This is a genomic window from Fulvimonas soli (assembly GCF_003148905.1).
In the GTDB taxonomy this organism is placed as follows: domain Bacteria; phylum Pseudomonadota; class Gammaproteobacteria; order Xanthomonadales; family Rhodanobacteraceae; genus Fulvimonas; species Fulvimonas soli.
The window spans coordinates 129,865-151,019 of the sequence record NZ_QGHC01000001.1 but is presented as its reverse complement, the minus strand read 5'-3'; the positions used below and the strand labels follow the sequence as shown (position 1 = coordinate 151,019).

At 72.2% G+C, this 21,155-nt stretch carries 23 protein-coding genes and 1 tRNA gene; 13 read left to right on the top strand and 11 right to left on the bottom strand.

Annotated features, from left to right (window positions below):
• Nucleotides 1-30 precede the first annotated feature (30 nt).
• The 5 genes from panD to pcnB all read right to left on the bottom strand — a co-directional run bounded on the left by panD (nt 31) and on the right by pcnB (nt 4,100).
• The gene (gene panD, locus C7456_RS00680) at nt 31-417 is read right to left on the bottom strand and encodes an aspartate 1-decarboxylase (RefSeq protein ID WP_109721851.1); all 387 of its coding nucleotides are present in this window, start codon (nt 415-417) and stop codon (nt 31-33) included.
• A gap of 101 nt (nt 418-518) precedes the next feature.
• A complete protein-coding gene (gene panC, locus C7456_RS00675) occupies nt 519-1,367 on the bottom strand; it encodes a pantoate--beta-alanine ligase (RefSeq protein ID WP_109721850.1) in 849 nt (282 codons plus the stop codon).
• Nucleotides 1,368-1,379: 12 nt separating this feature from the next.
• Complete coding sequence (gene panB, locus C7456_RS00670; RefSeq protein WP_109721849.1) at nt 1,380-2,210, bottom strand: 3-methyl-2-oxobutanoate hydroxymethyltransferase; 831 nt, start codon at nt 2,208-2,210, stop codon at nt 1,380-1,382.
• A 28-nt stretch (nt 2,211-2,238) separates the two neighbouring features.
• Entirely contained in the window at nt 2,239-2,745 is a 507-nt protein-coding gene (gene folK / locus C7456_RS00665) for a 2-amino-4-hydroxy-6-hydroxymethyldihydropteridine diphosphokinase (protein ID WP_109721848.1), read from the bottom strand.
• Nucleotides 2,742-4,100: a polynucleotide adenylyltransferase PcnB gene (gene pcnB / locus C7456_RS00660; RefSeq protein ID WP_109722105.1), complete on the bottom strand. Its 1,359-nt coding sequence runs from the start codon at nt 4,098-4,100 to the stop codon at nt 2,742-2,744. The genes folK and pcnB overlap by 4 nt, the downstream gene beginning before the upstream one ends.
• Nucleotides 4,101-4,271: 171 nt before the next feature.
• Between pcnB and C7456_RS00655 the strand changes: the two genes are divergently transcribed.
• Both C7456_RS00655 and fdxA read left to right on the top strand, forming a co-directional pair.
• Nucleotides 4,272-4,347, top strand: a tRNA-Glu gene (locus tag C7456_RS00655).
• Between the two features lie 486 nt (nt 4,348-4,833).
• Nucleotides 4,834-5,157, top strand: coding sequence for a ferredoxin FdxA (fdxA, locus tag C7456_RS00650; protein ID WP_109721847.1), 324 nt, complete (start codon nt 4,834-4,836; stop codon nt 5,155-5,157).
• A gap of 168 nt (nt 5,158-5,325) precedes the next feature.
• On the opposite strand, the gene C7456_RS00645 is transcribed toward fdxA, so the two are convergent.
• Together C7456_RS00645 and dapA are read right to left on the bottom strand one after the other, a co-directional pair.
• Nucleotides 5,326-5,925 carry a hypothetical protein gene (locus tag C7456_RS00645; protein ID WP_109721846.1) on the bottom strand — a complete coding sequence of 200 codons (600 nt, stop codon included), beginning with the start codon at nt 5,923-5,925 and terminating at the stop codon, nt 5,326-5,328.
• A gap of 52 nt (nt 5,926-5,977) precedes the next feature.
• Nucleotides 5,978-6,871: a 4-hydroxy-tetrahydrodipicolinate synthase gene (dapA, locus tag C7456_RS00640; RefSeq protein ID WP_109721845.1), complete on the bottom strand. Its 894-nt coding sequence runs from the start codon at nt 6,869-6,871 to the stop codon at nt 5,978-5,980.
• 131 nt (nt 6,872-7,002) lie between these two features.
• Here dapA and C7456_RS00635 point away from each other — a divergent pair, with 131 nt between their 5' ends.
• From C7456_RS00635 to C7456_RS17410, 8 genes are all read left to right on the top strand, one after another.
• On the top strand, nt 7,003-7,560 hold the full coding sequence (locus C7456_RS00635) for a glycine cleavage system transcriptional repressor (RefSeq protein WP_425454608.1): 558 nt from the start codon (nt 7,003-7,005) through the stop codon (nt 7,558-7,560).
• Between the two features lie 202 nt (nt 7,561-7,762).
• Entirely contained in the window at nt 7,763-8,224 is a 462-nt protein-coding gene (locus tag C7456_RS00630) for a peroxiredoxin (protein ID WP_109721843.1), read from the top strand.
• A 109-nt stretch (nt 8,225-8,333) separates the two neighbouring features.
• On the top strand, nt 8,334-9,713 hold the full coding sequence (locus C7456_RS00625) for a PhoH family protein (RefSeq protein WP_109721842.1): 1,380 nt from the start codon (nt 8,334-8,336) through the stop codon (nt 9,711-9,713).
• 110 nt (nt 9,714-9,823) lie between these two features.
• On the top strand, nt 9,824-10,609 hold the full coding sequence (thiD, locus tag C7456_RS00620) for a bifunctional hydroxymethylpyrimidine kinase/phosphomethylpyrimidine kinase (protein ID WP_109721841.1): 786 nt from the start codon (nt 9,824-9,826) through the stop codon (nt 10,607-10,609).
• An 87-nt stretch (nt 10,610-10,696) separates the two neighbouring features.
• Nucleotides 10,697-11,644 carry an aspartyl/asparaginyl beta-hydroxylase domain-containing protein gene (locus C7456_RS00615; RefSeq protein WP_109721840.1) on the top strand — a complete coding sequence of 316 codons (948 nt, stop codon included), beginning with the start codon at nt 10,697-10,699 and terminating at the stop codon, nt 11,642-11,644.
• A 63-nt stretch (nt 11,645-11,707) separates the two neighbouring features.
• Nucleotides 11,708-12,607, top strand: coding sequence for an RNA polymerase sigma factor SigJ (gene sigJ / locus C7456_RS00610; protein ID WP_109721839.1), 900 nt, complete (start codon nt 11,708-11,710; stop codon nt 12,605-12,607).
• Between the two features lie 214 nt (nt 12,608-12,821).
• Nucleotides 12,822-13,283, top strand: a complete 462-nt coding sequence (locus C7456_RS00605) for a carboxymuconolactone decarboxylase family protein (RefSeq protein WP_109721838.1) — start codon at nt 12,822-12,824, stop codon at nt 13,281-13,283.
• Between the two features lie 781 nt (nt 13,284-14,064).
• A complete protein-coding gene (locus tag C7456_RS17410; protein ID WP_245889729.1) occupies nt 14,065-14,658 on the top strand; it encodes a serine hydrolase domain-containing protein in 594 nt (197 codons plus the stop codon).
• Here the strand turns inward: C7456_RS17410 and C7456_RS00595 are convergent.
• The 4 genes from C7456_RS00595 to grxC all read right to left on the bottom strand — a co-directional run bounded on the left by C7456_RS00595 (nt 14,598) and on the right by grxC (nt 17,102).
• Nucleotides 14,598-14,897, bottom strand: coding sequence for a hypothetical protein (locus tag C7456_RS00595; protein ID WP_245889728.1), 300 nt, complete (start codon nt 14,895-14,897; stop codon nt 14,598-14,600). The genes C7456_RS17410 and C7456_RS00595 overlap by 61 nt on opposite strands.
• Nucleotides 14,898-15,020: 123 nt before the next feature.
• Entirely contained in the window at nt 15,021-16,034 is a 1,014-nt protein-coding gene (locus tag C7456_RS00590) for an isocitrate dehydrogenase (RefSeq protein WP_109721837.1), read from the bottom strand.
• Nucleotides 16,035-16,449: 415 nt separating this feature from the next.
• Nucleotides 16,450-16,842, bottom strand: a complete 393-nt coding sequence (locus C7456_RS00585) for a carboxymuconolactone decarboxylase family protein (RefSeq protein WP_109721836.1) — start codon at nt 16,840-16,842, stop codon at nt 16,450-16,452.
• Complete coding sequence (grxC, locus tag C7456_RS00580; RefSeq protein WP_109721835.1) at nt 16,839-17,102, bottom strand: glutaredoxin 3; 264 nt, start codon at nt 17,100-17,102, stop codon at nt 16,839-16,841. The genes C7456_RS00585 and grxC overlap by 4 nt, the downstream gene beginning before the upstream one ends.
• A 115-nt stretch (nt 17,103-17,217) precedes the next feature.
• Here grxC and C7456_RS00575 point away from each other — a divergent pair, with 115 nt between their 5' ends.
• The 3 genes from C7456_RS00575 to phoR all read left to right on the top strand — a co-directional run bounded on the left by C7456_RS00575 (nt 17,218) and on the right by phoR (nt 21,135).
• Nucleotides 17,218-18,903, top strand: a complete 1,686-nt coding sequence (locus C7456_RS00575) for a M48 family metalloprotease (RefSeq protein ID WP_109721834.1) — start codon at nt 17,218-17,220, stop codon at nt 18,901-18,903.
• Nucleotides 18,904-18,989: 86 nt separating this feature from the next.
• The gene (gene phoB / locus C7456_RS00570) at nt 18,990-19,679 is read left to right on the top strand and encodes a phosphate regulon transcriptional regulator PhoB (RefSeq protein WP_109721833.1); all 690 of its coding nucleotides are present in this window, start codon (nt 18,990-18,992) and stop codon (nt 19,677-19,679) included.
• Between the two features lie 196 nt (nt 19,680-19,875).
• Nucleotides 19,876-21,135, top strand: coding sequence for a phosphate regulon sensor histidine kinase PhoR (gene phoR, locus C7456_RS00565; RefSeq protein WP_109721832.1), 1,260 nt, complete (start codon nt 19,876-19,878; stop codon nt 21,133-21,135).
• Nucleotides 21,136-21,155: the final 20 nt, after the last annotated feature.

Below are 21,155 nucleotides of genomic sequence, written 5' to 3'. Positions count from 1 at the left end.
TCCAACCGGCGCGGCGGCGGCGCGGACGCCTCAGGCCGCGGCCATCTGCTTGGGGATGGAGCGGTTGGTGTGGGTGATGCGGTTGGCCGCGTCCACGTACACCAGGGTGGGCTGGAACTTGGCCAGCTCCGCCTCGTCGAGCTGCGCGAAGGCGGCGACGATGACCAGGTCGCCCACCTGCACGCTGCGCGCGGCGCTGCCGTTCACCGAGACGATCCCGGAGCCTTCCTCGGCGCGCAGCGCGTAGGTGACGAAGCGCTGGCCGTTGTTGATGTCCCAGGCGTGGATCTGCTCGTACTCGCGGATGCCCGCGGCGTCCAGCAGCAGGCCGTCGATGGCGATCGAGCCCTCGTAGTGCAGCTCCGCCTGGGTGACGGTGGCGCGATGGATCTTCGCCTTGAGCATGTTCAGGTGCATGACTTCCACTTCCCGCAGGGACGGCCTGCCTAGCCCGTCATTATCGGACCGCGCGGCATTGCGCCGCAACAACGCGGCCCTGGAAGGCAGATGGGGGCGGTTCAGTCGAACGGCAAGTTGTCGATCAGCCGGGTGCCGCCCAGCCGCGCGGCGATCAGCGCCACCAGGCCCGCGCGCTCGTCCGGGCCGGGCTCGGACAGGTCCTCGGCGCGGCGGATGGCCGCGTAGTCGGGCACGAAGCCCGCGCGCTCCAGCTTGGAGAAGGCCGCCTGCTCCACCACCCGCCAGGCGTGGCCCTTGTTCGCCACCAGCTCGCGCATCTGCTGCAGCGTCTCGTGGATCGCCGGCGCCAGGGCGCGCTCCTCCGCGGAGAGGTACTGGTTGCGCGAGCTCAGCGCCAGGCCGTCGTCGGCGCGCTGGGTCGGCGCGGCGAGCACCTTCACCGGCAGCGCCAGGTCGCGCACCATGCGCTCGATCACCTTCAGCTGCTGGTAGTCCTTCTGGCCGAACACCGCGATGTCCGGCTGCACCAGGTTGAACAGCTTGCACACCACCGTGGCCACGCCGTCGAAGTGGCCCGGGCGGTGCGCGCCCTCCAGCACGTCGGTGATCTGCGGCACGTGGATGCTGACGCCGTGCTGCGGGCCGTACGGGTACATCGTCGCCACGTCCGGCGCGAACAGCAGGTCGCAGCCGTGCTCGGCCAGCCCGGCCTGGTCCTGCGCCAGCGTGCGCGGGTAGCGCTCGAAGTCCTCGTTCGGCCCGAACTGGGTGGGGTTGACGAACACGCTGGCCACCACGCGCTCGGCGCGCGCGCGCGCCAGCCGGATCAGCGAGTAGTGGCCGGCGTGCAGGTTGCCCATGGTGGGCACCAGGCTCACCGTCTGGCCCTGCGCGCGCCACCCGCGGATCGCCGCGCGCAGCCCCGCGGCGTCTTGCACTGTCTGCATGGAATCGCTCGTCTAGTTGAAGCCGTGTTCGGGGGCCGGGAACGCGCCGCTGCGCACCTCGTCGGCGTAGGCGGCGATCGCCGCGGCGACGGAGCCGCGCCCGGCGAGGAAATCCTTGCTGAACTTGGGCCGCTTGCCCGGCGTGATGCCCAGCATGTCGTAGCAGACCAGCACCTGGCCGTCGCAGTGCGGTCCCGCGCCGATGCCGACCACCGGGATCTCCACCGCGCGGGTGACGCGCTCGCCCAGCGCGGTGGGCACGCCTTCCAGCACCAGCAGGTCGGCGCCCGCGGCCTGCACCGCCAGCGCCTGCTCCACCACGCGGTCCGCGGCGTCCTGCGCGCGGCCCTGGATGCGGAAGCCGCCGAACTTGTGCACCGACTGCGGGGTGAGACCCAGGTGCGCGCACACCGGCACCGCGCGCGCGGCGAGCGCCTCGATCGCCTGCAGGACGTGCGCCGCGGCGCCCTCGATCTTCACCATCGCCGCGCCGCCCTCGCCGAGCAGCCGCGCGCCGGCCTCCAGCGCATGGGACACGCCGCGATCGGCCATGAACGGCAGGTCGGCCACCAGCAGCGTGGCGGACAGGCCACGCGCCACCGCGGCGGTGTGGTAGACCATCTGGTCCAGCGTCACCGGCAGCGTGCTCCTGTGTCCCTGCACCACCATGCCGAGCGAATCGCCGACCAGCGCCACGTCCACGCCGGCCGCCTCCAGCTGCGCGGCGAAGCTGGCGTCGTAGGCGGTGAGCATCACGATCCTGCGCCCTTCGGCCTTCATCGCGCGCAGCCCCGGCACGGTGACCGGCTTGCGGGCGGGAGCGCTGGCGTTGTCCACGTACACGGCGTTTCCTCGATGATGCGAAGGCCGATTATCCGGCCCCCGGATGCGCCGGCTCAAGCAGCGGCTCGCAGCCGGCGGCGTCGGCGGCGGCCAGCAGCGCGTCCACCCGTCCCTGCCCCGGCAGCTCCAGCCGCGGCGCCAGCTCGGCCAGCGGCAGCAGCACGAAGGCGCGGCCGGCGATGCGCGGATGCGGCAGGGTCAGGCGCCCGTCGTGCATCGCCACGCCGTCCATGTGCAGGAGGTCCAGGTCCAGCGTGCGTGGCCCCCAGCGCCCGCCGTCGCGCGTGCGGCCGGCCCGGCGCTCGATGTCTAGCAGGGCGTCGAGCAGCGCGTGCGGCGACAGCGCGGTGTCGAGTTCCGCGGCGGCGTTGAGGAACGGCGGCTGCGCGGTCACGCCCCACGGCGGCGTGCGGTAGAAGCGCGAGCGCGCGAGCAGCCGCGTGGACGGCAGCCGCGCCAGCGCCGCCAGCGCGTCCTCCAGCTGGCGGCGCGGCTCGCCCAGGTTGCCGCCCAGCGCGACGTAGGCCAGCGTCATGCGGAAGGCTTGCCGCCGGGACGGCGGCGGCGCCGCCGCTTGCGCGCGGCGCCCGGGCCTGCCGCCGCCGCGGCGGGTTCCCCCGCGTGGCCGCCGCTGGCCGGCAGCGCCGCCGCCAGCACCTCGTGCGGCAGCTGCTGGGCGTGCTCCCACCACCGGCCCAGCTCGCGCACCGCGGGCGACTCGGCGGCGCGCAGCAGCAGGAAGTCGAAGGCGGCGCGGAAGCGCGGGTGCGCCATCAGGCGGAACACCTTCTTGCGCTGGATCTGCTCGAAGCGCGGCTGCAGCGACCAGATCTCCTCCATGGTGAGGGTGAAGCGGCGCGGGATCGCCACGCGCTGGCACTGCTCGCCCACCACGTGCGCGGCGGCGCGCGCCCACGCCTCGTTGCCGTCCAGGCCCTTGGCCATCCAGGCGTGCGCCAGGTCGCGCACCTCGCCCCACAGCAGCACCGCGAACAGGAACGCCGGCGTGACCGACTTGCCCTCGGCCACGCGCGCGTCGGTGTTGGACAGCCCCTGCTCGATCAGGGCGCGCAGCGCCTCGTCGCCGCGCTTGAGCGCGCGCGCCACGGCGGGAAACATGAACCCGAGCAGCCCGGTCTGCTCCAGCAGGCGGAAGCTCTCCAGGCCGTGGCCGGCCAGGAACATCTTCAGCGACTCGTCGAACAGCCGCGCCGGCGAGGCCTCGGCCAGCAGCGGCCCCAGCTCCTCGAACGGCGCGGCCGCCTTCGCGTCGATGCGGAAGCCGAGCTTGGCCGCCAGCCGCACCGCGCGCAGCATGCGCACCGGGTCCTCGCGGTAGCGCGTGGCCGGGTCGCCGATCAGGTGCAGCACCTTGTTCTCGACGTCCTGCATGCCGCCGACGTAGTCGCGCACGGAGAAGTCGCCGATGTCGTAGTACATCGCGTTGACGCGGAAGTCGCGGCGCAGCGCGTCCTCCTCGATGGTGCCCCACACGTTGTCGCGCACGATGCGCCCGTCCACGATGTGGCGGTCGCCGTCGCCCTCGCCGCCTTCCTCGCCGGTGCCGCGGAAGGTGGCCACCTCGACGATCTCGTCGCCGTAGACCACGTGCGCGAGGCGGAAGCGCCGGCCGATCAGCCGGCAGTTGCGGAACAGCTTCTTCACCTCCTCCGGCGTCGCGTTGGTGGCGACGTCGAAGTCCTTGGGATGCCCGCCCAGCAGCAGGTCGCGCACCGCGCCGCCGACCAGGAAGGCGTCGTAGCCGGCCTCGTGCAGGCGGTAGAGCACGCGCAGCGCGGCCTTGCTGATGTTCTTGCGGGAGATGACGTGCTGCTCGCGCGGGATGATGCGCAACACGGGTTTCGCCTCTGTACTGGCTTCCTGGTTCAAGCGTCCGGAATCCTTCACGGGCGCGCCGCGCCCTTGGCCGTGGTCCACCGCACGGCGCGGCGCCGTGCCCGTGCGGGCCGTCGCCATGCCGGAACGCGAAGCGGGAAGCTTCGCTCCCGGGCATTGCCGGGCGAAACAATTCCGCTATACTAGCGCGCCTCGCCGGACAACGCTCCCTTCGTCTAGTGGCCCAGGACACCGCCCTCTCAAGGCGGGAACACGAGTTCGAACCTCGTAGGGAGCGCCATTTCTTTTTGCGATCGTCCGTGATCGCGGCAAGCTCGGGGCCGGTAGCAGTTTTTGCATGCTGCGCTTCGCCCTGGCGCCAGAAGCGGCCATCCATGGAGGTCGCCTTTGCGATCGTCCGTGATCGCGGCAAGCTCGAGCGGGTAGCAGTTTTTGCACGCTACGCTTCGCCCTGGCGCCAGAAGCGGCCATCCATGGCCGCACTTTTCAAGAAAAGCATACTCCGGGCCGGGTGGGCCGGGATCCTTGTTTTTTTCTGTTTCCGGGTGGCCGGGTGCTTGCCTCGTATCGCGTATGCGTATGCGCATGCCGACGGCCGCGTGGCTGATGGTCGCGCGCAGCTGATGCCTGCACGAAACCGCCCGCGAACAGCGCCACCGGAAAAGCGCGACGCGACTGCATGCCGGTGCGCGGAGCGCGCGTTCCACTTCTCACCAAAGCCCGGTTGCGGTCATACTAGGCGGCGTTACCGAGAAGACACGTTCCAATGACCTTCGTCGTCACCGACAACTGCATCAAGTGCAAGTACACCGACTGCGTCGAGGTGTGCCCGGTCGACGCCTTCCATGAAGGCCCCAACTTCCTGGTGATCGATCCGGACGAGTGCATCGACTGCACCCTGTGCGAGCCGGAGTGCCCGATCAACGCGATCTACCCGGAAGACGACGTGCCGGCCGGCCAGGAGAACTTCGTCGCGCTCAACGCCGAGCTGGCCAAGGCCTGGCCGGTGATCACCGAGCGCAAGGACGCCCTGCCCGACGCCAAGGACTGGGAAGGCCAGCCCAACAAGCTCGAATACCTGCAGCGCTGAGGCGGCCTCCCGCGATCCCGCAAATCGTGTGGGAGCGGTCTCCGGCCGCGACAGCGACAAGGCATCGGGCCGGGACGGCCTTTCTCCCGCACGCAAGCCGTACCTCGCCTCTCATGAAAAAAAAGCCGCCCACCGGGCGGCTTTTTCGCATGCGCATGGCGAAGCGCCCTACTTGTAGCCGACGCCCAGGCGGCCGCGCAGGCCGTCGATCAGGCGCGCCACCGCGCCGACGTTGCCCTGCGCGCGGACCTCGCTGGCGCTGCTGCCGCTGCTGCTGACGGTGAGCTGCACCTGGTGCGGCTTGGCGTCGGGCGCGTCGCCGGCGTCCTCGCTCTTGTGGCCGAACATGCGGCCGAAGAAACCCGGCCTCTCGCGCGGCACCGGCGAGGCGGTCACGCTCAGGACGTAGCTGTGGGCGGCATCGTCGTGCGACAGCACCTGGCCGAGCGTGCCGCCTTCCAGCGCCTCGCCGACGCGGCGGTAGGCGTTGTCCACCGTGTCGTTCAGCACGAAGCCGTCGGTGATGGTGCCGCCGTTCGCGCCGAAGCGCGAGGTGGCGCCGTTGGCGGTCGGCTGGTTGGCGCCCGGCGGCGGGATCACCAGCGCCTCGCTGGCGGACGGCGTGTCGAGGCCCGGCGGGATTTCCAGCGGCGACTCCTGCTTGGCGGTTTCCCAAGCCTTCGTCGAGCGGAACATGCCGCAGCCCGAGAGCAGCAGGCCCGCGATGGCCAGGGCCGGCAGGGCGACGACGAGCGAGGTTTTCTTCATGTAAGCGGATTCCGTGAGTGGATCGTGCGTGTGCAGGAACGAAGGATGGCGGCTATGCGGCCCGCGCCAAGGATGCCAGAGTCGCCAGCGCCTCGCGCAGCCGCGCCAGCGCCGCCGGGTCCTCCAGCGCCACCAGCGGCAGGCGCGGGGTCGCCGTGCCCAGCCCCAGCAGCGGCAGGCCCGCCTTCACCGCGATCGGATTCGGCGCGCAGTTGAGCGCCTGCACCAGCGGTTCGAGCGCGGCGTGGCGGCGCGCCGTGCCGGCGGCGTCGCCGGCGGTGGCCGCGTCGCACAGCGCGCGGAACGCCTGCGGCACGAGGTTGGCCACCACCGAGACGGTGCCCGCCGCGCCGGCCAGCATGGCCTGCCCGGCGGTGCCGTCGTCGCCGGACAGATAGACGAAATCCGGGCGCGCAAGTTCCGCGGTGGCGCGGATGCGCTCGGCGTCGGCGCGCGCCTCCTTGATGCCGACGATGGCCGGGTGCTCGCGCAGCGCCGCCGTGGTCTCCGGCAGCAGGTCGCAGGCGGTGCGCGCGGGCACGTTGTAGAGGATCACCGGCAGGCCGCCGCGCTCGGCCACCTCGAGGAAGTGCCGGCGCAGGCCCTCCTGGGTCGGCCGCACGTAGTACGGCGCCACCACCAGCGCGGCGTCGGCGCCCAGCGCCCTGGCGCGGCGGGTCAGCGCGACGGTCTTGGCGGTGCCGGCCTCGCCGGTGCCGGCGATCACCGGCACGCGCCCGGCCACGCGCTCCAGCGCGAAGGCGAGCAGGCGCTCGTACTCGTCGTGTTCGAGCATGTGCGCCTCGCCGGTGGAACCGGCCACGACCACCGCCTGCGTGCCGCCGGCGAGCTGGTGGTCGACCAGCCGGCCGAAAGCCTCCAGGTCGAGCGCGCCGTCCGCCGTGAACGGGGTGGCCAGCGCGCAGATGCTTCCGCGAATGTCCAAGGCAAGATTCCGCCGAAATCCGAACTCCGGATGTTACTTGCGGCCTCGCGCGACGGGCAAGTAAGCTGGCCGGAGCCCTTCGCGGCCCGCCCTGGCGCCGCAAGCATCCGCATACAGCAGGCAGGCTTCCCTTGAACCGTCCCCCTTCGCGTGCCGGCAACGACCACCAGTTGCTGATCCATACGCTGACCCCGGCCTCGCGGGCCCCGCTGCTGGGCCTGGCCAAGCGCATCGCCGACGCGGGCTGCAACCTGGCCGACGCGCGCGTCTCGACGATCGGCAACGACGCCTCGCTGATGCTGCTGGCGAGCGGCTCCTGGGACGCGGTGGCCAAGCTGGAGACCGCGCTCGCCAAGCTCGGCCGCGACCCGGAGCTGCACCTGCAGCACTACCGCACCGGCCCGCGCGAGCCCAGCGGCCACCTGCTGCCGTACCTGGTGGAGGTGGTGGCGGCCGACCGCCCCGGCATCCTGGTCAAGATCGTGGAGTTCTTCAGCCACCACGACATCCGCGTGGAGCAGCTTTCCTCGATGCGCTACCAGGCGCTGCAGACCGGGGCGGAGATGTTCCAGGCGCAGATCACCATCGGCATCCCAGCGGAGTTGCACCTGGCCGCGCTGCGCGACGACTTCCTGGAACTGTGCGACGGCCTGAACCTGGACGCCATCATGGACCCGGTGAAATTCTGAGCATCGCGCGATGCGCGGCGGCTGGCAAGGCTGTTCGAGCGGCCCGCCGCCGCGCTAGGCTCTGCCCGACTCCACGGGATCGAGGCCATGCCGAGTCCGGACCCAAGCCCGCACGCCCCGCCGCGACCGCGCCGCCGCGCCGCGCACGCCTCCTCCCTCCCCTCGCAACCGCAGACGAGGCCGCCCGGCCTCCGGAGAACGCATGCCTGAAATCGGCAAGAAGCCGCCCAAGCTCGCAGGCACCACCGGCGACGGCGGCACCCTCAAGCTCGACGACCTGAAAGGCCACTGGATCGTGGTGTACTTCTATCCCAAGGACTCCACGCCCGGCTGCACCAGTGAGGCGCGCGACTTCCGCGACCTCTATCCGCAGTTCCGCCGGCGCGGCGCCGAGATCGTCGGCGTCTCGCGCGACTCGGCCCGCTCCCACGCCAGCTTCGCCGCCAGGCAGGAACTGCCGTTCCCGCTGGTCGCCGACACCGACGAGGCCTGGTGCAAGGCCTTCGACGTGATCCACGAGAAGGTGCTCTACGGCAAGCGCCACCTCGGCGTGGTGCGCAGCACCTTCCTGATCGACCCGCAGGGCCGGCTCGCGCGGGAGTGGCGCAACGTGAAGGTGCCCGGCCACGCGCAGGCCGTGCTCGACGCCATCCCCGCCCAGTGATCCGCCGCGCCGTCCGGTCCACCGCAGCGGCCGCGCGGCGCGGCTCCGCCGGCGCGCGCGGCGTGCGCGCGCCTTCCCGTCCGTTCCCAACCAGCGAGGCCCCTTCCGCATGACCGGAAGCAAGCGCATCTACGCGCTCGACACGAACGTGCTGCTGCACGACCCGACGTCGCTGTTCCGCTTCGAGGAGCACGACATCTTCATCCCGATGACGGTGCTGGAGGAGCTGGACGAGAAGAAGAAAGGCGGCTCGGAAGTCTCGCGCAACGGCCGCCAGGTCAGCCGCTTCCTCAACGAGCTGATCGAGCGCGGCAACGGGCACGGCATCAGCAACGGCCTGGAGCTGGCCAGCCCCGAGGGGCTCAACCTGCGCCGCGGCGACGGGGTGGGCCGGCTGTACTTCCAGCAGCGCACCACCAACGGCCACGGCAAGGCCGACAACCAGATCCTCTCGGCGGTGATCGAGCTGCGCGACCAGAACCCCGACCGCGCGGTGGTGCTGGTCAGCAAGGACATCAACCTGCGCATCAAGGCGAAGATCTACGGCATCCACGCGGAGGACTACGAGAACGACCGCGCGCTGGACGACTTCGCCCTGCTCTACACCGGCTCGGCCGAGCTGCCGGAGGACTTCTGGGAGCGCCACCCGGAGGTGGAGTCGTGGAACGAGCGCGGCCGCACCTTCTACAGGCTCGCGCCGCGCGCGGACGAGGAGTGGTATCCCAACCAGTGCCTGTACCTGCCCGGCGAGAACAGCGTGGAGCTGCGCGTGCTGCAGGCCGACGGCGCGCAGGCCACGCTGGCGCTGCTGGACGACCACAGCCACGCCAACCACAGCGTGTGGGGCATCGCCGCGCGCAACCGCGAGCAGAACTTCGCGCTCAACGTGCTGATGGACCCGGAGGTGGACTTCGTCACCCTGCTCGGCACCGCCGGCACCGGCAAGACCCTGCTGGCGCTGGCCGCGGGCCTGGCGCAGGTGATGGACCAGCAGCGCTACCGCGAGATCATCATGACCCGCGCCACCGTCTCGGTGGGCGAGGACATCGGCTTCCTGCCCGGCACCGAGGAGGAGAAGATGACGCCGTGGATGGGCGCGCTCACCGACAACCTGGAGGTGCTCGCCAATCCCGAGGAGGGCGGCGCCTGGGGCCGCCAGGCCACCAACGACCTGCTCGCCTCGCGCATCAAGATCCGCTCGCTCAACTTCATGCGCGGGCGCACCTTCCTCAACCGCTACCTGATCATCGACGAGGCGCAGAACCTCACCTCCAAGCAGATGAAGACCCTGATCACCCGCGCCGGCCCCGGCACCAAGATCGTCTGCCTGGGCAACGTGGAGCAGATCGACACGCCCTACCTCACCGAGACCACCTCCGGCCTCACCTACGCGGTGGACCGCTTCAAGGGCTGGACGCACTCGGCGCACATCACCCTGCGCCGGGGCGAGCGCTCGCGGCTGGCGGATTTCGCGTCGGAGGCGCTGTAGGCGGCCGGGACCGGAACCGGCCCAAAGTGATCGGAGACGTCATGCCGGCGCAGGCGGGCATCCGGTGGCGAGCACGTTCGGTTCACCCAACACCCTTCCACGCAGATCCGATGCCCCGCATTCCCCCTCCCATCGCCCTCACCATCGCCGGCTCCGACTCCGGCGGCGGCGCGGGCATCCAGGCCGACCTCAAGACCTTCCAGGCGCTGGGCGTGCACGGGCTGTCGGCGGTCGCGGCGATCACCTCGCAGAACACCCGCGGCGTGACCGCGGTGCATCCGGTGCCGCTGAAGCACATCCGCAGCCAGATCGCCGCGGTGTTCGACGACTTCCCGGTCGCGGCGGTCAAGACCGGCATGCTCGGCAGCGCCGCGATCACGCGGCTGGTCGCGCGCGAGATGGCCGCGCGCAAGCCGGCCTGGCTGGTGGTGGACCCGGTGATGATCGCCACCAGCGGCGCGCGCCTGCTCGACGCCGACGCGGTCGCCGTGCTGGTGGAGGAGCTGATCCCGCTGGCCGACGTGCTCACCCCCAACCTGCCCGAGGCCGAGGCGCTGCTGGGCCGGCCGATCCGCAGGCCGGCCGACTTCGACCGCACAGGCGAGGCGCTGCTGGCGCTGGGGGCGCGCGCGGTGCTGCTCAAGGGCGGCCACGCCGGCGGCCGCGAGGTGGTGGACCGCTACTACGACGGGCGCGGCCGGCTGGAACTGCGCCACCCGCGCCTGCCGCAGGAGTTCCACGGCACCGGCTGCACGCTGGCCTCGGCGGTGGCCGCCGAGCTGGCCAGGGGCCGCGCGCCGCGCTCGGCGGTGCGCCGCGCGACCGCCTACGTGCGCCGCGCGCTGGGCCGCGGCTACCGTCCGGGCGGCGGCCGCGTGCACGTGCTGGGGCACTGAGCCGCACCCTCCCGCGGCGCCGCGGCGCTATCCTAGGCGCGTCCCGCGCGCCCGTCCGCCCGCGCCCGCCGAACCGTCCGGAACACCATGAGCATCTTCGGTCCCCGCCTCGTCGTCCTCTGCATCCTGCTCGCCTTCGCGCTGTGCGTGCTGCTGGTGCACCTGCGCGGGCGCGCGCGGCTGCGCTTCGACCGCCAGCTGGTGGACCACTCGGCGATCTTCGCCCCGTACAACCTGCTGATGTACGCCTTCTCGGCGGTGCCGGCGAAGCCGATCCTGGACCGCCGCGGCTTCCCGCAACTGGACCTGCTGCAGCAGAACTGGCAGGCCATCCGCGAGGAGGCGCTGGCGCTGCTCGACGAGGGTCGCATCCGCGCCGCCGAGAAGCACAACGACGCCAGCTTCAACAGCTTCTTCAAGCAGGGCTGGAAGCGCTTCTACCTGAAGTGGTACGGCGAGCCGCTGGCCTCGGCCGAGGCGCTGTGCCCGAGGACGGTGGCGCTGCTCAACTCCATCCCCAGCATCAAGGCGGCGATGTTCGCCACGCTGGCGCCGCACTCCAAGCTCAACCCGCACCGCGACCCGTTCGCCGGCTCGCTGCGCTACCACCTGGGCCTGATCACGCCCAACTCGCGCGACTGCCGCATCTTCGTCGACGGCGAGGAGCACGCCTGGGGCGACGGCAAGGACGTGGTGTTCGACGAGACCTACGTGCACTGGGTGGAGAACAAGACCGACCAGACCCGGGTGATCCTGTTCGCCGACGTGGAGCGCCCGCTGCGCTCGCGCCTGATGCGCGCGGTCAACAAGCGCGTGGGCGCCTTCATGGGCAAGATCACCGCCTCGCCGAACACCGAGTCGCCGGAGGAGCGGACCGGCTTCGTCAACCGCCTGTTCGCGCTCAACCAGCGCAACCGCGAGCGCAACCGCGCGTTCAAGAAGAAGCACCCGAGGCTGTTCCGCGCGGTCAAGTACGCCGGCATCGTGCTGCTGATCTGGCTGGTGTTCCTGGCGCCCTGGCCGCTGGTGCGCTGACCGGCCGGTCACGTTCCGCGCGCCCCGCGCGTCCTGGCTGCATCCCTCCCGCAGGAGCATCCCATGGACCCGCAGACCGCCCTGTTCCAGCAGCACCGCTCGCGCCTGTTCGGGCTGGCCTACCGCATGCTCGGCACGCCCGCCGACGCCGAGGACGTGCTGCACGACGCCTGGCTGCGCTGGCACGCGCAGGACGCCGCCGCGCTGGACGACCCGGAGGCCTGGCTGGTCACCGTGACCACGCGCCTGGCGCTGGACCGCCTGCGCCGCGCCAGGACCGAGCGCGAGCACTACCCCGGCCCGTGGCTGCCCGAGCCGCTGGTGGCCGAGTCCGAGCACCCCGACGCCGCGCTGGAGCGCGACGAGACGCTCACCCTGTCCTTCCTTGCGCTGCTGGAACGGCTGAGCCCGGAGGAACGCGCCGCCTTCCTGCTGCACGAGGTGTTCGACTACAGCCACGCCGAGGCCGCCGCGATGCTGGGCATCGCCGAGGACGCCTGCCGCCAGCGCGTGCACCGCGCCAAGGCGCGGCTGCGCGAGGGGCGGCCGCGCTTCCGCGTCGGCGCCGCCGCGCAGCGGCGGCTGCTGGAACGACTGGTCGCCGCGATGGAGCGGCCCAGCCTGGAGTGCCTGCGTGCGCTGTTCGCCGAGGACGCGGTGCACATCGCCGACGGCGGCGGCCAGGCCACCGCCACGCTGCGCCCGCTGCACGGCGCCGAGCGGCTGGCGCGGCTGTACCTGCAGATCGCCCGCAACCTCCGCCCCTACCGTCCGCGCCACTCCATCGTCATGCTCAACGGCATGCCCGCCCTGCTCACCTGGATGGGCGACGCGCTGACCACGGCGATGTGGCTGGAATGCGACGGCGAGCGCATCGTCGCGGTCCATGCCCTGCGCAACCCGGCCAAGCTGGAGCGCCTGCTCGCGGCCACGCGCGCGGAAAGGCCCGCGTCCCTGCACTGAGTTGGCCACCCCGGCCAACCCTGTCGCACGAGGACCCCATGGCCACGATCCGTCTCTATCGCCATCCCGACTGCGCGAAGTGCGCGCGCCTGGCCCGGCTGCACCGGCGCAGGCGCCGCCGAACCCGGCGCCCCGCGGTCACGAAGCCGGCGGCTGGAACGTCCTTGCGCCGGACGCGGCCAATCCCGGCCGCGCCTTCCCCCGAGGAGTTCCCATGTCCCGCTTCGATTTCCAGCAACACTTCGCCGCCCTGCAGCCGCTGTTCGCGCTGGGCAAGAGCATCCGCGCCGGCAGCCTGGAGCCGGCGCTGCGCGAGCTGGTGGACATGCGCGTCTCGCAGATCAACGGCTGCGCCTTCTGCCTGGACATGCACAGCAAGGACGCGCGCGCCGCCGGCGAGACCGAGCAGCGCCTGTATCTGCTGCCGGCCTGGCGCGAGACCGCGCTCTACAGCCCGCGCGAACGCGCCGCGCTGGCCTGGGCCGAGGCGCTCACCCGCCTGGGCGGGCACGACGCCGTGCCGGACGCGCTGCACGAGGAGGTCCGCGCGCAGTTCAGCGAGGAGGAGCTGGTCCAGCTCACCCTGCTGGTGACCCTGATCAACGGCTGGAACCGCCTCAACATCGCCGCCCGCACCGAGGCCGGCGGCTACCGGCCCGGCATGTTCGGGCGATGACGGCGGCGCTTCCCCCGGCCTGCAGGGGGAGGCGCCTTTTTGCGGCGGGGCGCCCCGGCCGCCGCCGGCCGTCCGAAGTCACGGTACGGCCGTACGAATCCGCCGGATCGGACGACCCGGCGGGCCCGGCCGCCCATCCTGGCCGCCTCGTCCGCACCCCAGGAGGGTCCATGTCGCATCCATCGTCCATCGGCTGGCGCCGTCCCGTCGCCGTGCTGGCCGCCTCGCTGCACGCCGCCGCGGCCGGCGTCGTGCTGCTGAACCGCGAGGCGCTGCATATCGCCACCGGCTCGGTGAGCCGCTCGCTGTACGCGGCGGCCTTCGTCTCGAAAGTCGATCCCGACCGGGTCTATGCCGAGGAACAGCGGCCGCTGATGGGCGCCATCGGCTGGGCCGTGCGCTATGCGGTGGACCGCCCGCGCCACGAGGTGCGCAGCAACGTGCTGGGCCTGTTCCCCGCCCGGGCGGTGTACCGCGAGGGCCTGGGCTGCCTGGTGATGCACGGCGACGGCCCGGTGCCCGAGGCCGCCGGCTTCAAGGAAACGGAGACTCCCGACGCCTTCGGCACCGCCGTCGTCGAGCCCGCCGATCCGGCGCTGCGCCGCGCGCTCGATCTCGCCTTCGCCGAGCCCGACCCGGCCCATCCGCGCCTGACCAAGGCGGTGGTGGTGCTGCACGACGGCAAGCTGATCGCCGAGCGCTACGCCCCCGGCTACGGCCCGCAGACGCCGATCTGGGGCCACTCGGTCACCAAGTCACCCAGGCGCTGGTCGGCGTCCTGGTGCGCCAGGGCCGGCTGCGGCCGGACCAGCCCGCGCCGCTCGCCGCCTGGGCCTCGCCGGCGGACCCGCACCACGCCATCACCGTCGACCAGCTGCTGCGCATGGACAGCGGCCTGCCCTTCGACGAGACCGACGGCCCGGTGGACCCCGCCACCCACATGTGGTTCCGCGAGGCCGATTCGGCCGCCTACGCGGCGCGCATCCCGCTGGCGCATCCGCCGGGCACCGCGTGGGGCTACAGCAACCTCGGCTTCGCGCTGCCGTCGAAGCTGGTCGGCGACGCCACCGGCGGCACCGCCGTCGGCGCCGGGGACTTCGCCCGCCGCGAACTGTTCGCGCCGCTGGGCATGAACCACTCGGTGATCGAGACCGACGCCGCCGGCACCCTGCTCGGCTCCGGCTTCATGCACGCCTCCGCGCGCGACTTCGCCCGCTTCGGCCAGCTCTACCTGGACGACGGCGTGGCGGGCGGGCGGCGCATCCTGCCCGGGGGCTGGGCGGCCTACAGCCGTTCGCGGACGCTGGACACCGGCTACGGCACCGGCTTCTGGACCAACCCGCGCCCCTGGGTGAGCGCGCGCACGTACAGGTAGAACAGGCTGCCGTAGAGGAACGGGAACAGCGCGACGAGGCGGTAGGCGCGGAACCACTCCGGCGACAGCAGGTGCCAGTACAGCGCCTTCACCGCCAGGTCCGCGCCGGCCAGCGCCACCCACACGGCGAGCAGGCGGTCGGCCGCGCGGTTGGCCGGGCGCCGCCACAGCGCCACGCCCAGCAGCGCGGCCTGCACGGCGGCGGCGAAATAGACGAAGGTCCAGGGCGTCAGTGGCATCGCGGAAAGGGCGGCGGCATGCAGGCTTGCTCCGCCGGCATCCCAGCCCGTCGCCGGCGGTCCCCGAAACGGAAGGGCCGCGGACGCCGCCGCGGCCCTTCCGTTCGCGGAACGAGCCTGCGCTCAGGCCTGCACGCGCCGCGCGATCGCCTCGCCGAAGCTCTGCGTGCCGCCCTTGCCGCCCAGGTCCGGCGTCACCGCGTCGCGGTCGTGGACCAGCGCGTCGCGGATCGCCTGGCGGATCCTCGCGCCCTTCTCCACCATGCCCAGGTGGTCGAGCATGTCGGCCGCGGCCAGCAGCAGCGCGCAGGGATTGGCGATGCCCTTGCCGGCGATGTCCGGCGCCGAGCCGTGCACCGCCTCGAAGATCGCCGCGTGCTCGCCGATGTTGTCGCCCGGCGCCAGGCCCAGGCCGCCGACCAGGCCGGCGCACAGGTCGGAGAGGATGTCGCCGAACAGGTTGGTGGTGACGATCACGTCGAACTGCTCGGGCTTCATCACCAGCTGCATGCAGGCGTTGTCCACGATCATCTCGTTGAACTCGATCTGCGGGTATTCCTTGGCGATCTCGCGCGCCACGTTGAGGAACAGGCCCGAGGCGGTCTTGATGATGTTGGCCTTGTGCACCGCGGTGACCTTCCTGCGGCCCTTCTTCACCGCCATCTCGAAGGCGTAGCGCACGATGCGCGCGCTGCCCTTGCGGGTGTTGCGCACCATCGAGGTGGCCACCTCGCCGTCCTCGGACAGGGTCTGGCCCTCGGACAGGTACGCGCCCTCGGTGTTCTCGCGCACGGTGATGATGTCGATGTTCTCGTAGCGCGCCTTGGTGCCGGGGAAGCTGATCGCCGGGCGCACGTTGGCGTACAGGTCGAAGTGCCGGCGCAGCGTCACGTTGATCGAGGTGAAGCCGCCGCCGATCGGCGTGGTCAGCGGGCCCTTCAGCGCCACCTTGTGCTCGGCGATCTTGTCCAGCGTGGCCGGGGGCAGCAGGTCGCCGTGCTTCTCCAGCGCCACCATGCCCGCGTCGACGAAGTCGTAGGCCAGGCCGCAGTCCAGCGCGTCGAGCACGCGCAGCGTGGCGGTCATGATCTCCGGGCCGATGCCGTCGCCCGGGATCACCGCGATGGTCTTGCTCATGGGGGAACTCCTTGGAATGAACCGGTCGACCGCCGCCGGGGGAGGCGCGAGGGGTCGATAACCTTGCGATTATCGCCGATATGGCCGGCAACGAACAGGCGCGGGCCCGGTCGGGACGTTGCAAATCCTCGCACGGAGCGTTGCAGGAACTCGCATGCTCCGCGCTTTCCTCCTCTCCCCGGAAGAGATGAGGAAGCAAGGCGTACACGGGTCGGCGAGTCCTCCGTCGTCAGCGGCGCCGGCGTGGTGGCCCGGGACATGCCGTGGCATTCATGGCCGAGACCTTCGCCCCGCCGGGGAGAAGGTGCCGGCAGGCGGATGAGGGGACGGGCGGAGCCGGACGTATCGGGCGCTTCCGCAAGCCCCGGCCCCTCACCCCGGCCCGCTCCCCGGAGGGGAGCGGGAGCCGATCGCCTCAGGCGTGGTCGGCGCAGGTTTCCGCCGCGACGGCGCCGCCTTCCAGCCGGTCGAGGAAGTCCACCGCGCGGCGCAGGTGCGGGATCACGATGGAGCCGCCCACCACCAGCCCCACGCCGAACGCCTCGAAGAACTCCTCGCGCGTCACGCCGGCGTCCTTGCACTGGGCGACGTGGTAGCTGATGCAGTCGTCGCAGCGCAGCACCAGCGAGGCGACCAGGCCGAGCAGCTCCTTGGTCTTCACGTCCAGCGCGCCCGGCTTGTAGGTCTGCGTGTCCAGCGCGAAGAAGCGCCGCACCACCTGGTTGTCCTCGGCCAGGATGCGCTCGTTCATGCGCTGGCGGAACGCGGTGAACTCGGCCACGCGGTCCTTCTCCGCGCCCCCGCTCATGCCGCGCTCCCGAGCAACTCGGCCAGCCGGCCGCTGCGGTCGGCGGCCACCAGGTCGTCGTAGCCGCCCACGTGCCGGCCGTTGACGAAGATCTGCGGCACCGTGCGGCGGCCGCCGCTGCGCTCCAGCATCAGCTCGCGCTGCGCCGGGTCGCTGTCCACGCGCACCTCGCTCCACTCCAGCCCCTTGGCCCTGAGCAGGTTCTTGGCGGCCACGCAGTAGGGGCAGACGGCGGTGGAAAAGATCTCGATCTTGGGCATGGAGCGCCTCCGGGAAGCGGTTGCAGCCGCGCAATGTGGGGGCTAGGCGGAGCGGATGCAAGCGGCGCTGAACCGGCGGCGCGCGGCGCGGTCCCAGTGGTATCGTCAACCGCCTATGGCCATGGCTAAACGACGCCCCGCTCCGTTCCTGCGGCCGCTGCTGCTCGCCGCCGCCCTCGTGTCCGCCGCCGGCGCCGCCGCGCAGGACGGCGTGCGCCTGCCCGACCTGGGCAGCTCGGCCGACGCGCTGATCTCGCCGCAGGACGCGCAGGACTACGGCGCCGCCATGCTGCGCCAGATGCGCGCGCTGGACATGGTGCTGGACGACCCGCTGCTGGACGACTACATCAACGACCTCGGCTACCGGCTGGTGGCCGGCAGCGAGAAGCCGAAGGACCATTTCTCGTTCTTCATCGTCAAGGACGACGTGATCAACGCCTTCGCCGCGCCGGGCGGCTACATCGCGGTGAACTCCGGCCTGATCGTGCTCACCCGCAACGAGAGCGAGCTGGCCGGCGTGATCGCGCACGAGATCGGCCACATCAACCAGAACCACCTGCAGCGCGCCTTCGAGGACTCCAGGAAGAACGCGCCGCTGCTGGCGCTGGTGCTGCTGGGCGCGATCGCCGCGGGCGCCGGCTCGCATTCCGGCGACGCGCCGGCGGCGGTGCTGATGGGCGGCCAGGGGCTGCTGGCACAGCGCGAGATCAACTTCACCCGCAAGGACGAGACCGAGGCGGACCGGGTCGGCATCCAGACCCTGGCCAACGCCGGCTTCGACCCGCACGCGATGGCCTCGTTCTTCGAGCACATGCAGGACACCCTGCGCGCCGGCGCCGGCGGCGACGTGCCGGCGCTGCTGCAGGACCACCCGGTGTTCCCCGCGCGCATCAGCGACGCCAGGGCGCGCGCCGACGTGCTCGCCGCGCAGCAGAAGCTGCGCCCCGCCGGCTCCACCCTGACCCGCGAGCAGTGGGAGAAGGCCACCGCGCCGATGGCCTACCTGAAGGACCCGACCGCGCTGCAGCCGCGCCCCGGCGGCGCGGGCGGCCTGGACACCTATGCGCTGATGCGCGAGCGCGTGCGCGTGCTGTCCGGCGACGCGGCCAAGCTGGCTACCTACTACGGCTCCAGCCTGGCCAAGCACCCGGAGTTCGACACGCCGGCCAACCGCTACGGCTACGCGCTGGCGCTGGCGCGCAGCGACCGCGGCGCGCTGGCGCTGGCCCAGCTGCAGCCGCTGCTGGCGGCCCATCCCGGCAACCAGGTCCTGCAGCTGGCCCAGGCCGAGGCGGAGCTGCAGGCCGGCCGGCGCGCCGACGCCCTGGCCATCTACCGCGACCTCAGCGCCCGCTCGCCGCGCAACCGCGCGGTGGCGCTGGCCTACGCCAAGGCGCTCAGCGAGGGCGGCGGCAAGGACGAGGCCGCCGCCGCCGCCAACCTGCTGCGCCCGCTGCTCGACGACAGCGACGAGCCGGACATCTACCGCACCTACGCCCGCGCCAGCGAGAAGGCCGGCGACGGCGTGCGCGCGGGCGAGGCGTATGCGGACGCCAGCTACCTCTCCGGCCGCCCGTTCGACGCGCTGGAACAGCTCAGGCGCCTGCTCAGGCGCGACGACCTGGACTACTACGCGCGCGCGCGCATCCAGGGCCGCATCGCGCAGCTCACCCCGCTGGTGATGGAGCTGCGCAAGCGCAAGATCCAGACCGAGGACAACCCCGACCATCCGCAGCAATTGCAGTCGTCTCCCGCGCAGGGCTGCACGGGCCGGCTGTGCTTTAGCGCGGGCGGCGGCTGACCGGCGCCGGCGCGGCCGCGCATGTCATCGCCGCGTAACATTGGGCCGCTGCAATAATCGCGTCACAAGCCACGGCAGACACCCGCGTGCACAAGCGCATCCTGATCGTCGAAGACGAAGCCTCGATCCGCGACATGGTCGCCTTCGCCCTGCGCAAGGCCGGCATGGAGGCCGCGCAGGCGGCCGACGCGCGCGCCGCGCAGATGGCCATCGCCGAGCAGGTGCCGGACCTGATCCTGCTCGACTGGATGCTGCCCGGCATGAGCGGCCTGGAACTGGCGCGGCGCCTGCGCAAGGAGGAGCTGAGCCGGGAGATCCCGATCATCATGCTCACCGCGCGCGGCGAGGAGATGGATCGCGTCAACGGCCTGGAGGCCGGCGTGGACGACTACGTGGTCAAGCCGTTCTCCACCCGCGAGCTGATCGCGCGGATCAAGGCGGTGCTGCGGCGCAGCCAGGGCGACGACGGCTCCGGCGTGGTGGAGATCGGCGGCCTGCGCATCGACGGCCCGGCGCACCGCGTGTTCGCCGGCGACGAGTCGGTGCCGATCGGCCCCACCGAGTACCGCCTGCTGTACTTCTTCATGACCCACCCCGAGCGCGTCTACACCCGCGCGCAGCTGCTCGACCACGTGTGGGGCGGCAGCGTGTACGTGGAGGAGCGCACGGTGGACGTGCACATCCGCCGCCTGCGCAAGACGCTGGAGCCGTGGCAGCTGGACGGCATGGTGCAGACCGTGCGCGGCTCGGGCTACCGCTTCTCGGCCAGTCCCTGAGCGCGCCGGGGAACGGTCCGGGACGGGATGCGATGCCTGGCTGTCGCGGCCGGAGGCCGCTCCCGCAGGGCTGCCGCAAGCTTGTGGGAGCGGCCTCCAGCCGCGATCCCGAATCTTCGAGGATCGCCCAGCCCCGCCCGCGCTTGCCGGACGCCCCGCGATTGCCGATGCTGGATCGCCCGCCGCCGACCGCCCGATGACGCCGCCCCCCGCCCGCTGGAAACTCCCGCTCGCCCTCGCCGCCGCGCTGGCCGCCGGCGGACTCGCCGGCGCGTGGCTGGGCCATGCCGCGCTGGGCGTGGCGGTCGTCGCCGTGGCGGAAGTTGTCGCGCTGCTGTCCCGAAACGGTCATCCGGCCCGCTCCATCATGCCCGGCCAAGCCCCCTCACCCTTGCAGCATGACCGTTTCATGACGCGCTCCCGCCGCCTCGCCTCCAGTCTGCGCGACCTGCGCAGCGCCGCCGGCAGCCTGCCGGACGCCGTGGTCCTGATGGACGACGACCAGCGCGTGCGCTGGTTCAACCACGCCGCCGAGCGCCTGCTCGGGCTGCGCCGCCCGCAGGACCGCGGCGTGCGCCTGCACGAGCGGCTGCTGGGCACCGCGCTGGCCGCCTGGCTGCAGGACGGCGCGCGCGAGCCGCTCAACGACATCCCCGCGCCGGGCCGCCCGGACGGCCATCTCAACGCCACCCTGCTCGCCTTCGGCCGCGGCCAGCGCCTGCTGATCGCGCGCGACATCAGCGACCTGGCGCGGCTGGAACAGGTGCGCCGCGACTTCGTCGCCAACGTCTCGCACGAGCTGCGCACGCCGCTCACCGTGATCCACGGCTACCTGGAGCTGCTCGACCCCGAGGACGTGCCCGAGCTGGCGCCCGTGCTCGGCGAGATGCGCACCCAGTCCAAGCGCATGGGCCAGATCGTCGAGGACCTGCTCACGCTGTCGCGGCTGGAGACGCAGGAGCGGATCACCGAGGAGCGCGTGCCGATGGCGCCGCTGCTGGCCACGCTGCGCAAGGAGGCCGAGGCGCTCAGCCAGGGCCGCCACCGCATCAGCGTGGAGTCCACCGCCGCGGCCGACCTGCTCGGCTCGCCCAAGGAGCTGCACAGCGCGCTGTCCAACCTGGTCAGCAACGCCGTGCGCTACACCCCGACCGGCGGCGAGATCTCGATCCGCTGGCGGCGCGAGCCGGGCGGCGCGGTCTACTCGGTCGCCGACACCGGCTACGGCATCCCCGCCGCGCACCTGGCGCGGCTCACCGAGCGCTTCTACCGCGTCTCCTCCAGCCGCTCGCGCGAGAGCGGCGGCACCGGGCTGGGCCTGTCCATCGTCAAGCACGTGCTGAACCTGCACCAGGCGCGGCTGACCATCGACAGCGCGCCCGGCCGGGGCTCCACCTTCGCCTGCCACTTCGGGTCCGAGCGGCTGCTCGAGCCGGGCAACGGCGAGGAGATCTGAACCGCCGCCGTCCCGCGCGG

Excerpts from the sequence above, each read along its gene's own strand:
- C7456_RS00630 (WP_109721843.1), top strand. The coding sequence starts at position 7,763 with ATGCCTGAAATCGGCAAGAAGCCGCCCAAGCTCGCAGGCACCACCGGC.
- C7456_RS00595 (WP_245889728.1), bottom strand. The coding sequence starts at position 14,897 with ATGCCACTGACGCCCTGGACCTTCGTCTATTTCGCCGCCGCCGTGCAG.
- C7456_RS00590 (WP_109721837.1), bottom strand. The coding sequence starts at position 16,034 with ATGAGCAAGACCATCGCGGTGATCCCGGGCGACGGCATCGGCCCGGAG.
- folK (WP_109721848.1), bottom strand. The coding sequence starts at position 2,745 with ATGACGCTGGCCTACGTCGCGCTGGGCGGCAACCTGGGCGAGCCGCGC.
- C7456_RS00615 (WP_109721840.1), top strand. The coding sequence starts at position 10,697 with ATGAGCATCTTCGGTCCCCGCCTCGTCGTCCTCTGCATCCTGCTCGCC.
- panC (WP_109721850.1), bottom strand. The coding sequence starts at position 1,367 with ATGCAGACAGTGCAAGACGCCGCGGGGCTGCGCGCGGCGATCCGCGGG.
- sigJ (WP_109721839.1), top strand. The coding sequence starts at position 11,708 with ATGGACCCGCAGACCGCCCTGTTCCAGCAGCACCGCTCGCGCCTGTTC.
- fdxA (WP_109721847.1), top strand. The coding sequence starts at position 4,834 with ATGACCTTCGTCGTCACCGACAACTGCATCAAGTGCAAGTACACCGAC.
- C7456_RS00625 (WP_109721842.1), top strand. The coding sequence starts at position 8,334 with ATGACCGGAAGCAAGCGCATCTACGCGCTCGACACGAACGTGCTGCTG.
- phoR (WP_109721832.1), top strand. The coding sequence starts at position 19,876 with ATGACGCCGCCCCCCGCCCGCTGGAAACTCCCGCTCGCCCTCGCCGCC.
- C7456_RS00585 (WP_109721836.1), bottom strand. The coding sequence starts at position 16,842 with ATGAGCGGGGGCGCGGAGAAGGACCGCGTGGCCGAGTTCACCGCGTTC.
- C7456_RS00645 (WP_109721846.1), bottom strand. The coding sequence starts at position 5,925 with ATGAAGAAAACCTCGCTCGTCGTCGCCCTGCCGGCCCTGGCCATCGCG.
- C7456_RS00605 (WP_109721838.1), top strand. The coding sequence starts at position 12,822 with ATGTCCCGCTTCGATTTCCAGCAACACTTCGCCGCCCTGCAGCCGCTG.
- thiD (WP_109721841.1), top strand. The coding sequence starts at position 9,824 with ATGCCCCGCATTCCCCCTCCCATCGCCCTCACCATCGCCGGCTCCGAC.
- grxC (WP_109721835.1), bottom strand. The coding sequence starts at position 17,102 with ATGCCCAAGATCGAGATCTTTTCCACCGCCGTCTGCCCCTACTGCGTG.
- C7456_RS00575 (WP_109721834.1), top strand. The coding sequence starts at position 17,218 with ATGGCCATGGCTAAACGACGCCCCGCTCCGTTCCTGCGGCCGCTGCTG.
- panD (WP_109721851.1), bottom strand. The coding sequence starts at position 417 with ATGCACCTGAACATGCTCAAGGCGAAGATCCATCGCGCCACCGTCACC.